This is a genomic window from Arthrobacter sp. OAP107 (assembly GCF_040546765.1).
Classification (GTDB): domain Bacteria; phylum Actinomycetota; class Actinomycetes; order Actinomycetales; family Micrococcaceae; genus Arthrobacter.
Map to the genome: position 1 here is coordinate 4,169,767 of NZ_JBEPOK010000001.1, position 11,639 is coordinate 4,181,405.

Sequence of the window (11,639 nt, forward strand, 5' to 3'; positions counted from 1 at the left end):
TTCGGGCCCGGCAGGGTGCGGGTCTAACGGACGGTAACGGGTCCGACGTCGGCCGGTTCGGCATTGACTGAACCGGCCGCTTCCGTCTCCACGCCCGTTGGGGACGAACTGGCTGCGGACGCGGCGGTTGCATCTGCGGCCGGAGCCCGGCGGGCAGCTGCCTTGGCACGGGCGGCGGCGCAGGCCATCACCGCCAGGCCCAGCAGGGTGATCGCGGCCCCCGCCCAGATGGGCGAGGTGTAGCCCAGGCCGGCGGTGATGGTCACGCCGCCGAGCCAGGCGCCCAGCGCGTGGCCCACATTGAACGCGCCGATGTTGGCTCCGGATGCCAGCGTGGGCGCCTTGGCCGCGTGCTTCATGACGCGCATCTGCAGCCCGGGCACCGTGGCGAACCCGAAACCGCCCAGCAGCAGCAAAGAGGCGATGGTGAGAACCTGGTTGCCCGCGCCCAGAGCGAAAACCACCAGCACGACCACGAGGACTGAGAGCACGGCGAGCAGGGTGCGGTCGACGTCGCGGTCGGCCGCCCGGCCGCCGAGGGTGTTGCCGATAAACAGGCCCACGCCGAAGACAATCAGCAGCCACGGAACCGTGGAGGCGGCGAATCCGGAAACCTCGGTAAGGGTGAAGGCAATGTACGTGAACGCGCCGAACATGCCGCCATAGCCGAGGATGGTCACCAGGATGGACAGCCACACCTGGGCGGAGCGGAAGGCGCGCAATTCGCTGCGCAGCCCACCGTTTGCGGTATCACCGGCCCCCGCGTTGGGCACCAGGGCCAGGATGCCGGCGAGCGCCAGCACTCCGATGCCAGTGATGGCCCAGAAGGTGGAACGCCAGCCTGCTGCCTGACCCAGCAGCGTGTCGAGCGGAACGCCCAGGACATTGGCAGCCGTGAGGCCGGTGAACATGATGGCGATGGCGGCGGCCTTCTTGGTTGGCGGGACCATCCCCGCAGCCACCACCGCGCCGATGCCGAAGAAGGCACCGTGCGCGAGGGCAGCAACCACCCGGCCAGCCATCATCGCCCAGTAGTCAGGGGCAATCGCGGACAGCAGATTGCCGGCGATGAAGAGCACCAGCAGCATGGCCAGCACGGGCTTGCGCTGGAAGCGGGAAACCACAGCGGTAAGTCCCAGCGCGCCCACCACGACGGCGAGGGCATAGCCGGAGATGAACCAGCCGGCGGAGGCTTCGCTCACCCGGAAATCCGTGGCCACCTCGGGGAGCAGCCCCATGATGACGAATTCGGTGAGTCCGATGCCGAACCCGCCGAGGGCCAGGGCTATCAGGCCAACAGGCATGGATGTGCTCCTTCGGAACTGTACTGATTGGGAGGCGCGGCGTAAGGTATTAGTTGCAGGCGCGCTATATTTCGTTGCACAAGCAAATATTGCACATAAAGATATAGCGCGCAAGCAACTATCTGCCGCGCTCTGTTCCGTGTGAGCCGGAGAACGGAAGGAGGAGAGCCCATGGGGATCAAGGACGACGCCGTGGAGGTTCGCGCCCAGGGGTGGCGCACCTTGGCGGCCCTGCACGGGCTGATTGAGGCGGAGCTGGAACGGTCTCTGCAGGGGCAGGCGCAGCTTTCCGTCGTCGAATACACCGTGCTCGACGCCCTCAGCCGGCAGGACGGGTGGCACATGCGCATGCAGCAGCTGGCGCGGGCCACGGCCCTGAGTGCCAGTGCGACGACCCGCCTCGTGAACCGGCTGGAGGACCGCGGCCTGCTGACCCGCATCCTCTGCGCGGACGACCGCCGCGGCATCTACACCGAACTCACCGACAGCGGAAGCAAGCTGCTGGCAGAAGCACGGCCGGTCCACGACGCCACGCTGGAACGGACCCTCGCCGAAGCGCAGCAGGTGCCGGAGCTGGCGCCCCTGGTGGACGCCCTCCCCCGGCTCCACGCCGGCGTCTAATACGAAAGTAAGGTTCGTCAGGCTGCGGCGGCCGGGGTGATGGTGACGTTGAAGCCGAGGCTGTTGAGCTTCTTGATGGCGTTGTTTTTGGCTTTGATCGGGTCCAGGCGGGTGAAGTGATCGGCGCCGGGGTCGGCGTAGCATTCGCCGTCAGCGAGCATGTGCCAGACGGCGGTGAGGATGGAGTGTTCGACGGCCACGGTGGCTTTCATGGGTCCGCGGCGGGCGGCGACGCGCCAGTATTTTGCGGCCAGGTAGGTGTCCTTGCTCCGGGAAGCGGACATGGCCGCGATGCCCAGGGCGCCTTTGAGGTATTTGTTGCCGGGCAGGATGTGGGCTGACTTGATCCGTCCGGCGGACTCGTTGGCGCCGGGACAGACGCCCGTCCAGGAAGCGAGCCTACCGGGTGTTTCGAAGCGGGACATGTCTGCGCCGGTTTCGGCGATGATCACGTCGGCGACTTTGAGTGAGACTCCGGGGATGGTGGCCAGGAACTCCCTGGCGGCACGAAAGGGCTCCATCGCTTCCTCGATCCGTCCGGTGAGCGCGTCGATGATGCGGGACTGGGCATCGATCTGGTCCAGATGCAACCGGGCCATGAACGCGTGGTGGCTTTTGAAGCGGCCGGTGAGGGCCTCCACGAGCTCGGGGATTCTTGAGCGGAGAGTGCCTTTGGCAAGGCCAGCGAGGACCTCCGGGTCGCGTTCACCGCTGACGAGGGCCTCGAGCATCGCCCGGGACGAAACACCGGTGAGGTCCGAGACCACCGAGGAGAGCTTGATCCCGGAGCCTTCCAGGAACTTCTCCAGGCGCTGGATCTCCCGGGTCCGGTCACGGATAGCAATGGCCCTGGCCCTGGTCAGGTCCCGCAGTTCCCGGATCGGTTCGGGCGGGACGAACGAGGCCCGAAGCAGCCCGTGCGCGCCCAACTGGGCGAGCCAGGCCGCGTCAGAGACATCGGTTTTGCGGCCCGGGATGTTCCATGCGGCCTTGGCGTTGACCAGCATCACCGGCAGCGTTTCTTCGAGGAGATAGAAGAAAGGTTTCCAGTAATCGCTCGTGGCTTCCATGACGACCGTAGTGACGTGCTCGCGTTCCAGGAAGTCCCGCAGGGCAAGGATCTGGCCTGTGGTTGCGCCCCAGGTCGTGACCGTGGAGGTGTAGGTTCCGGCCCGCTGCCCGGGCAGCCGGAGACAGACCTTCGCGTCACGTTTGGAAATATCCAAACCGGCAGCCCGCTCGTGCACGATATCCATGACTGTTCCTCCTGACACCTTTGACCTCGTCATGTCGGGCATCTGCCGAGGGGAGGACAGGGAAAACAGAGGAATCTAACACTCGTGCTCCAAAGGCAACAATCCACGGTTCCCGTGGAAGCCCTCCGCGCCACGCTAGCCCACAGGCTCAACCACAGCACCACAGACGGACCGGCGTCCACCGCGGCAGACACCTTCATGATCCGCCCGAAACCTCATCCGCGGCCAGAGCCCATGGCGAGGCAACCGCATACTTTCTCCCACCACGGCGCGACAGCGACGCCGGGCCGCTAGCCCCCCGGCCAGCCACCCGCCGTCGAACGCCTGAGTGTAAAACCCCTCCGGCGACTGATTTATGTGCAGATGATGCCCCCTCGAGCGGGCGAGAGGGCATCATCTGGACAAAACTCCTGCGTGCGTGCGGCTTTTAGTGCACCCGGGTTCCCGCGTCGGTCTTTTGTGCGGCGTCGGTCTCGGCGTCCGCGGGGACGCCGGCTTGGTGCTTGAAGTAGTGCTCCACGTCCTCGAGGCTCTTGTCCTTGGTTTCGGGAACGTACTTCGCCGCGAACAGGATCGCGACCACACCCAGGACGGCGAACACGAAGAACGTGTTGGAGATGCCGATGGCCGCGAGCAGCTGCGGGAAGCCGAAGCCGATCAGGAAGTTCACGGTCCAGAGCACGAAGGCTGATGCGCCCATGCCCAGGCCGCGCAGCTTCAGCGGGAAGATCTCCGAGAGCATGAGCCACGTGACCGGCGAAATGGCCCCCTGCTGGAACGCGAGGAACGTCACGGTCAGGGCCAGGATCACGTAGCCGCGGCCGGTGCCCTCGGGCAAGGCCAGCGAGAACAGGCCGATGAGGAGCAGCGCCGTGGTGGTGCCCACCTGCCCGGTGATGAGCATACGGCGGCGCCCCACCTTGCCGAGGAGCCAGATGCCCGCGAAGGTGGCCAGCACGGAGATTACGCCGTTGGCGATGTTGGCGCTGAGGGCCGCTTCCCGGCCGAAGCCGGCATCCGCCAGGATCTGCGTGCCGTAATACATGATCGAGTTCACGCCGGTGATCTGCTGGATCACCGCAAGGCCGACGCCGACGAAGAAGATCCGCCGCAGCCAGGGAACCTGCAGGTCCTTCCAGGACCCCATCTTGGACTTGTAGTCCTCCACGGCCATGGCTTTGACTTCTTCGAATTCCGCTGTGGCATCAGTCCTGGAGCGGATGCGCTGGAGCACGCCGAGCGCCTCGCCGAAGCTGCCCATGGAGGCGAGCCAGCGCGGGCTCTCGGGCATGAAGGCCATGCCGATCCACAGGGCGACGGCCGGCAGCGTGGCGATAACCAGCATCCAGCGCCAGATGCCTCCGGCCTCGCCGAAGGTGTTGCCGAGGTAGGCGTTGAAGATGAAGGCGAGCAGCTGACCCGTGACGATCATGAGCTCGTTCTGCGTCACGATCCGTCCGCGCCGGGCCGACGGCGACACCTCCGCAAGGTACACCGGCACCGTCACGGACGCCCCGCCCACGGCCAGGCCCAGGATGAAGCGGGCCGCCACCATGAACTCGGTGCCGGGTGCCAGGGTGCAGGACAGCGTGCCGATGAGGAAGATGACGGCAAGGACCATGATCATCTTGCGGCGGCCGTTCCGGTCGGCCAGCCTGCCGCCGAAAAGGGCACCGAAGGCGGCGCCGAACAGCAGGGACGACGTCACCATGCCCTCGGCCAGCGGGGTGAGGCCCAGGTCCTCCTGCATGTAGGGCAGGGCGCCATTGATGACGCCGGTGTCATAGCCGAACAGCAGGCCGCCGAAGGTGGAGATGATGGTGACGGTGCGCAGTGCCCTGTTGTGTTTTAAGTCAGCCTTCCCAGAAGGCGCCGCCGTCATACGCTGACCTTCTGCACGTACTGCTTCATGGTGTCCAGCTGGAAGCGGGAAACCTCCTCGGCATTCTCGTTTTCGGCGAAGACGCTGGACACCATCACGGTGTCGTCCCGGTCGAGGAACCCGATTTCCTTCAGGCCGCCGAAGAACTCATCCCAGTTCACGTCGCCGTCGCCGATCTTCAGGTGCTGGTGCACCCGGACGGCGTTGCCCGGCGGGTTGGTGATGTAGCGCAGTCCGTGCGAGGCGTGGTGGTCCATGGTGTCGGCAACGTGGACCAGACGGAGCTTGTCCCCCGCCGCGCGCATGATGTCCAGCGGCGAGTTCTTCATGTGGAAGCTGTGGGAGGCCACGTAGACCATGCCGACGTTCTTCGAGTTCAGCCCGCGAATGACGCGGATCGCGGCAAGGCCTTCTTCCACGAAGTCGTCCGGGTGCGGGTCGATGAGCAGGTCGATGCCTTCGCGCTCGATGATGGGGAGCAGTTCCTCCATGGAGCGGTAGAACGCTCGCTCGGATTCCTCTGCCAGTTCCGGCCGGCCGCTGAACTCGGTGTTCATCGTGCTCACGCCCAGGTCAACGGCGATCTGGATGGCGCGCTTCCAGTAGCGCACTGCTGCCTCACGGGCGTCCTCGTCCGGGCCGGACCACCGGAGCACCGGCAGGATGGACGCGACTTCGATTCCGGCGTCGGTACACGCCTTCTTCAGCTGTCCCACCAGTTCGTCGTCGGCCTTGGGGTGGTTGTAGAAGGGAATGAAATCCGGGTGCGGCGTCATCTGCATGTACTTGTAGCCGAGGTCCGCCACCACCCTGGGGAATTCCAGCAGGCTGTGGCTGTGGTGGAAGGGGGTGGGATCAAGGGCGATTTTCACGAGGAACACTCCGTTGTGGAAAGAGACGGGTAACGAACGGAGTTTTTGTCCAGATAAGTCGCACTATCTGGACAAAACTCCAAGGGATGGGCCTAGCTGTACAGGGCGGGCTTGGCGTTCAGCTTCACGGCGACCTTCTCGCCGTTCTTCTGCGCCTCCACGCCGGCTTCGCAGCACGCGGCCGTTGCGTAGCCGTCCCAGGCGCTGGGTCCGCCGATTTCGCCACGGAGCGCGGCGTCCACCCAAGCCTGGATTTCGACGTCGTACGCGGCGCCAAAGCGCTCCTCGAAGCCGGGCGTGACCTTTCCGCCCCAGCGGCCGTTGCTGCGCAGGTATGGGCCGCTGTCGCCGCCGATGCTGACGATGCCGTCCTCGAAGGAGGCCTGGGTGGCCACTTCGTAGCCGAACTTGGCGTTCACGTAGATTTCGACGTCGGCCAGGACCCCGGACTCGGTTTCGATCAGGACGTGCTGGGGGTCGTGCTGGCCCGCGGGGGCGTTTTTGGTTGCCTTGCCGAGGCGGACCTGGACGGAGGTGATCTCTTCACCCGTGAAGAAGCGGATGGCGTCAAACTCGTGGACCACGGAGTCGTTGATCAGCATCTCGTTGGTGAAGCCCGCCGGGGTGCTCGGGTTGCGGTGCTGGTGGTGCAGCATCAGCAGTTCGCCCAGTTCGCCGTCGCGGATGACAGAGCCCAGTGCGGCGTATTCGGCGTCGAAGCGGCGCATGAAGCCCACCTGGATGCGCTTGCGGCCCAGCTTTACCTCCGCCTGGACCACCTTCCACGACGATTCGGCGTCCGGCGTCAGCGGCTTCTCGCACAGGATGGGAAGGTCCTTCTCGATGGCCTTGAGCAGGATCTCCTCGTGCAGGAAGCCCGGCGTGGCGATGAGGACGGCGTTGACGTCGCCATTGTTCAGCGCCTCGTCGGCGTCGGCCAGGGCAACGGCCCCGGGAATGCCTTCGATGGCGGCCTGGGCGCGGGCCAGGTCAACGTCGACGACGGCGGCAACTTCAGCGCCGTGGATGCGCTTGCTGAGGCGCTGGATGTGGTCCGCGCCCATGCGGCCGGCGCCGATAACGGCGACGCGAAGGGTTTCAGTCATTGTTCTTTCCTTACGTTTGGAATGCCGGGGCGGAGGTTAGCTGACCGCGGTGCGGGAGCCGCAGGACAGCAGGTAGTTGCGGGTGCGCTTGGCAATGGGCATTGGAACATCGAAGGCTACCGGGTACATGTCCTGCTCGACGATGCCGAAGATCGGCCGGTCCAGGGCCTCGACGGCTTCGATGACAGCGCGCAGGTCTGGCAGGCCATTGGGTGGTTCCGTCATGACGCCGGCCAGGTTCGCCGCAGCCCAGGTCATGTTTTCCTCATTGACCTTCTTCAGGACGTCCGGGTTGATCTGCTTCAGGTGCAGGTAGCCGATCCGGTCCGGGTAGTTCTTGATGAGCTCCAGGCTGGAGGCGCCGCAGTATTCCGCGTGGCCGGTGTCCAGGCACAGGTTGAGGTACTGCGGGTCCGTCGCGCCGAGCAGGGTTTCGATGTCCTCCTGGGCTCCGACGTGCGAGTCGGCGTGGGAGTGGAACTGCTGATTGAGGCCGAAGTCCTCGATCAGCGTCTTTCCGAGCCGGTTGTGGCCGGCGAACAGGTCGCTCCAGGCCTTGTCCGTGAGCTGGCCGCTTTCCACGGCCTCGCCGGTAACGTCGTCGCGCCACATGGCGGGGATGACCACGATGTGCTCGCCGCCCATGGCTGCTGTCAGTTCGGCGACCTTGCGGGCCGGTTCCCAGGCCGTCTCCCACTGGTCCAGGCCGCGGTGGAACGCAGTGAAGACCGTGCCCGCCGTGACCTTCAGGTCGCGCTGCTTGAGCTCCTCGGCCAGCCGCGTCGGGTCGTTGGGCAGGTAGCCGTAGGGGCCCAGCTCGATCCACTTGTAGCCGGACTCGGCTACTTCGTCGAGGAACCGCTCCCACGGGGTCTGCTTGGGGTCATCCGCAAACCACACGCCCCAGGAGTCTGGCGCGGTGCCGATGATCAGCTTGTTCTCAGTCATGACAGCGTTGTCTTTCTCTTTTGCGGGCCCACGCCGCCAGGGTTCCCTCGCCGTGGAGCCCAATCGGCGAGGGTCCCTGCCTGAGCTTGCGAAGGCTGGGAGCCGATGGGGACTTGCGGGGCGAGGGTGGCGGTGGGGACTAGTTGGAAGGGAAGTTGTAGGAGGCGCCGGAGGCGTGGGTGGGTTCGGGCCAGCGTGAGGTGACGACCTTGCCGCGGGTGTAGAAGGAGACGCCTTCGGGGCCGTAGATGTGCTTGTCACCGAAGAGGGAGGCCTTCCAGCCGCCGAAGGAGTGGTAGGCCACCGGGACGGGCAGGGGCACGTTGATGCCGATCATGCCCACGGTGACGGAGCGCTGGAACTTGCGGGCTGCGGCGCCGGAGGAGGTGAAGATGGCGGTGCCGTTGCCGTAGGGGTTGGCGTTGATCAGCCTGATGCCGTCTTCGAGGGTGTCGACGCGGACGACGACGAGGACGGGTCCGAAGATCTCCTCCTGGTAGGCGGTCATTTCGGTCTTGACGTGGTCGAGCACGGTGGGCCCGACCCAGAAGCCGTCTTCGTGGCCGGGGACGACGAGGTCGCGGCCGTCCACGACCATCGCGGCACCGGCGGCTTCGGCTTCGGTGACGATCTTGACGATCCGTTCCTTGGAGGCGGGGGTGATGACCGGGCCCATTTCGGCGCCGGGGACGGTGCCGTTGTTGACCTTCACGGCGACGGCGCGCTCTTCGACCTTCTTGACCAGCAGGTCGGCGGCGTCCCCGACGGCGACGGCGACGGAGATGGCCATGCAGCGTTCACCGGCGGAGCCGAACGCGGCGGCGGCGAGGTGGTCGGCGGCGTTGTCCAGGTCGGCGTCGGGCAGGATGATGGCGTGGTTCTTCGCCCCGCCGAGGGCCTGGACGCGCTTGCCGTGGGCGGTGGCGGTCTCGTGGACGTACTTGGCGATCGGGGTGGAGCCGACGAAGGAGATGCCGTCCACGTCCGGGTGGGTCAGCAGCCCGTCGACGGTTTCCTTGTCGCCGTGCAGGACCTGGAACACGCCGTCGGGCAGACCGGCGTCCTTCCAGAGCTTGGCCAGCAGCAGGGATGCGGAGGGGTCGCGTTCGGAGGGCTTGAGGATGAAGGCGTTGCCGGTGGCGATGGCCATCGGGGCCATCCACAAAGGGACCATAACCGGGAAGTTGAACGGGGTGATGCCGGCGACGACGCCGAGCGGCTCACGGAAGGAGAAGACGTCGATGCCGGTGGAGACCTGGTCGGAGTAGTCGCCCTTGAGCAGGGACGGGATGCCGCAGGCGAACTCGATGACTTCCAGGCCGCGTCCGATCTCGCCCTTGGCGTCGGAGAGGACCTTGCCGTGCTCGGCGGTGATCAGCTCGGCGAGTTCGTCGATGTGCTCGGCGACGAGTTCGCGGAACTTGAAGAGGACGGCGGTGCGCTTGGCCAGGGAAATGTCGCCCCAGGAGTCGGCAGCGGCGCGGGCGGCGGCGACGGTGGTGTCCAGGTCGGTCCGGTTGGCCAGGCGCAGCTGCGCGGTGACCTGGCCGGTGGCCGGGTTGTAGACGGGCTGGGTGCGGTCGCCTTCGCCGGCGGTCTCAGCACCGTTGATGAAGTGGTTGATGGTGGTGGTGACGGTCGTCGTTGACATAGAGATGACTTCCTTCGTCTGTGGCTTTTAGTGAACCGTGGCTTTGGGGTTAGCCGAGCAGTTTGCGCTGGCGGTTCTTGTGGTCGGTGTAGGTCCGGTAGGCCTGCTGGGTGGATTCCAGTTCGGAGACCTGGGAGACGGGCACGTCCCACCAGGATTCGGAGCTTGGGGCGTCCAGGAGCGGGTCGGATTCGACGTGGATCACGATCGGGCCGCCGCGTTCCGGGGCTGCCTTCGCGTCGCGGATGGCCTGTTCGAGTTCGGCGATGGCCTTCTCGCCCGGTTCGATCCGGATCACCTTCACGCCGAGGGATTCGGCGTTCAGGGCCAGGTCCACCGGGAGGGTCTCGCCCTCGTCGAAGGAGTGGTTTTCTTCGTCCAGGGCCCGGTACTGCGTGCCGAAGCGCTGCGAGCCGAGGGATTCGGAGAGCGAGCCGATGGAGGCGTAGCCGTGGTTCTGGATCAGGACCACGATCAGTTTGATGCGTTCGGCGACGGCGGTGACCAGTTCGGTGTGCATCATCAGGTAGGAGCCGTCCCCGACCATGACGACGACGTCGCGCTGGGTCCCGCCCTTGGCGGCCTCGGCAAGCGCTGCGCGCTTGACGCCCAGCCCGCCCGGGATTTCGTAGCCCATGCAGGAGTAGGCATATTCGACGTGGTAGCCGAAGGGGTCGCGGACCCGCCACATCTTGTGCAGGTCGCCCGGGAGGGAACCGGCGGCGCAGATGACCACGTCGGAGGCGTCCATGGCCCGGTTGGTGGCGCCGATGATTTCGTTCTGCGCCGGCAGCGGCGTGTGCCGGGTGTCGAAGGCCGTATCCACGGTGGTGTTCCAGCGTGCCTTTTCGGCGGCGATCTTCTGCTCCAGGTCCGCGCCCACGCGGTAGCCGCCCAGTGTCTGGTTGAGCTTGACCAGGGCCTTGCGGGCGTCGGCGACGATCGGCAGGTGCGTGCCGTGCTTGTACGCGTCGATGGGTGCGACGTTGATGTTGATGAACTTCAGGTCCGGGTTCTGGAACGCGGTCCGGGACGCGGTGGTGAAGTCCTCGTAGCGGGTGCCGATGCCGATGATCAGGTCCGCTTCGGCGGCGATGGCGTTGGCCGCGGTCGTGCCCGTGGAGCCGATGGCGCCGAGGGAGAACGGGTGGTCCCAGGGCAGGACGCCGACGCCGGCCTGGGTGTTGCCCACCGGGATGCCGGTCAGCTCGGCAAACTTCGCGAGTTCCTCGTTGGCGTACGCGTAGAGGACGCCGCCGCCGGCGATGATCAGGGGCCGCTTCGCGGCCCTGATGGCTTCGGCGGCGCGGCGGATGTCGTCGTCGTCGGCTTCGGGGCGGCGGATCCGCCATTCACGTTCGGCGAGGAATTCCTTGGGCACGTCGAAGGCCTCGGCCTGGACGTCCTGGGGCAGCGAGATGGTCACCGCGCCGGTCTCGGCGGGGTCGGTCAGGACGCGCAGGCCGTGGTGGAACGCGGAGAACAGCTGCTCCGGGCGGGTGACCCGGTCGAAGAACTTGGACAGCGGCCGGAACGCGTCGTTGACCGTCAGGTCGTAGGCGTAGGGCTGTTCGAGCTGCTGCAGGACCGGGTCCGCGGCGCGGGTGGCGAACGTGTCCGAAGGCAGCAGCAGGACCGGCAGGCGGTTGGTGGTCGCCAGCGCGGCGCCGGTGAGCAGGTTCGAGGAGCCCGGGCCGATCGAGGTGCTGATCGCGAAAGTCTGCCGGCGGCGGGTGTGGCGCGCGTAGCCGACGGCCTGGTGGGACTGGGCCTGCTCGTTGCGGCCCTGGTAGTACGGCATGATCCGCGGGTCGAGCTGCTGGTACTGCTTCAGCGCCTGGCCCACACCGGCCACGTTGCCGTGACCGAAAATACCGAACATGCCCGGGATCAGCCGTTCACGGAAATCGACCCCGCCAACGGAATCAACGGTGTACTGCTTGGAAAGGTATTCGACCACGGCCTGCGCCACGGTCATCCGGCGGGTTCCTGTTCCCAT

At 66.2% G+C, this 11,639-nt stretch carries 9 protein-coding genes and 1 pseudogene; 2 read left to right on the plus strand and 8 right to left on the minus strand.

Annotated features, from left to right (window positions below; all coding sequences use genetic code 11):
• Positions 1–23: 23 nt before the first annotated feature.
• The gene (locus tag ABIE00_RS19095) at positions 24–1,304 is read right to left on the minus strand and encodes an MFS transporter (protein ID WP_354262273.1); all 1,281 of its coding nucleotides are present in this window, start codon (positions 1,302–1,304) and stop codon (positions 24–26) included.
• A gap of 171 nt (positions 1,305–1,475) precedes the next feature.
• On the opposite strand from ABIE00_RS19095, the gene ABIE00_RS19100 reads away from it, so the two are divergent.
• Complete coding sequence (locus ABIE00_RS19100) at positions 1,476–1,925, plus strand: MarR family winged helix-turn-helix transcriptional regulator (protein ID WP_236807221.1); 450 nt, start codon at positions 1,476–1,478, stop codon at positions 1,923–1,925.
• A 39-nt stretch (positions 1,926–1,964) separates the two neighbouring features.
• Positions 1,965–2,045 carry a hypothetical protein gene (locus tag ABIE00_RS19105; protein WP_354263438.1) on the plus strand — a complete coding sequence of 27 codons (81 nt, stop codon included), beginning with the start codon at positions 1,965–1,967 and terminating at the stop codon, positions 2,043–2,045.
• A 35-nt stretch (positions 2,046–2,080) separates the two neighbouring features.
• Here the strand turns inward: ABIE00_RS19105 and ABIE00_RS19110 are convergent.
• From ABIE00_RS19110 to iolD, 7 genes and pseudogenes are all read right to left on the minus strand, one after another.
• Positions 2,081–3,223: pseudogene (locus ABIE00_RS19110) on the minus strand (IS110 family RNA-guided transposase); the annotation flags it as partial.
• 385 nt (positions 3,224–3,608) lie between these two features.
• Positions 3,609–5,063 (minus strand): sugar porter family MFS transporter, encoded by a 1,455-nt coding sequence (locus ABIE00_RS19115; protein WP_354262274.1) that lies wholly within the window; start codon positions 5,061–5,063, stop codon positions 3,609–3,611.
• Complete coding sequence (locus ABIE00_RS19120) at positions 5,060–5,935, minus strand: sugar phosphate isomerase/epimerase family protein (protein WP_354262275.1); 876 nt, start codon at positions 5,933–5,935, stop codon at positions 5,060–5,062. The genes ABIE00_RS19115 and ABIE00_RS19120 overlap by 4 nt, the downstream gene beginning before the upstream one ends.
• Before the next feature lie 92 nt (positions 5,936–6,027).
• The gene (locus ABIE00_RS19125; RefSeq protein ID WP_354262276.1) at positions 6,028–7,041 is read right to left on the minus strand and encodes a Gfo/Idh/MocA family protein; all 1,014 of its coding nucleotides are present in this window, start codon (positions 7,039–7,041) and stop codon (positions 6,028–6,030) included.
• Positions 7,042–7,077: 36 nt separating this feature from the next.
• Positions 7,078–7,989 carry a sugar phosphate isomerase/epimerase family protein gene (locus ABIE00_RS19130; RefSeq protein WP_354262277.1) on the minus strand — a complete coding sequence of 304 codons (912 nt, stop codon included), beginning with the start codon at positions 7,987–7,989 and terminating at the stop codon, positions 7,078–7,080.
• A gap of 139 nt (positions 7,990–8,128) precedes the next feature.
• Positions 8,129–9,640 (minus strand): CoA-acylating methylmalonate-semialdehyde dehydrogenase, encoded by a 1,512-nt coding sequence (locus ABIE00_RS19135; RefSeq protein WP_354262278.1) that lies wholly within the window; start codon positions 9,638–9,640, stop codon positions 8,129–8,131.
• 49 nt (positions 9,641–9,689) lie between these two features.
• Complete coding sequence (iolD, locus tag ABIE00_RS19140) at positions 9,690–11,639, minus strand: 3D-(3,5/4)-trihydroxycyclohexane-1,2-dione acylhydrolase (decyclizing) (protein WP_354262279.1); 1,950 nt, start codon at positions 11,637–11,639, stop codon at positions 9,690–9,692.

What these genes read in the sequence shown, in the direction of transcription:
- ABIE00_RS19095 (WP_354262273.1), bottom strand. Translation starts at nt 1,304, where the DNA reads ATGCCTGTTGGCCTGATAGCCCTGGCCCTCGGCGGGTTCGGCATCGGA.
- ABIE00_RS19130 (WP_354262277.1), bottom strand. Translation starts at nt 7,989, where the DNA reads ATGACTGAGAACAAGCTGATCATCGGCACCGCGCCAGACTCCTGGGGC.
- ABIE00_RS19105 (WP_354263438.1), top strand. Translation starts at nt 1,965, where the DNA reads ATGGTGACGTTGAAGCCGAGGCTGTTGAGCTTCTTGATGGCGTTGTTT.
- ABIE00_RS19135 (WP_354262278.1), bottom strand. Translation starts at nt 9,640, where the DNA reads ATGTCAACGACGACCGTCACCACCACCATCAACCACTTCATCAACGGT.
- ABIE00_RS19115 (WP_354262274.1), bottom strand. Translation starts at nt 5,063, where the DNA reads ATGACGGCGGCGCCTTCTGGGAAGGCTGACTTAAAACACAACAGGGCA.
- ABIE00_RS19100 (WP_236807221.1), top strand. Translation starts at nt 1,476, where the DNA reads ATGGGGATCAAGGACGACGCCGTGGAGGTTCGCGCCCAGGGGTGGCGC.
- ABIE00_RS19125 (WP_354262276.1), bottom strand. Translation starts at nt 7,041, where the DNA reads ATGACTGAAACCCTTCGCGTCGCCGTTATCGGCGCCGGCCGCATGGGC.
- iolD (WP_354262279.1), bottom strand. Translation starts at nt 11,639, where the DNA reads ATGGGAACAGGAACCCGCCGGATGACCGTGGCGCAGGCCGTGGTCGAA.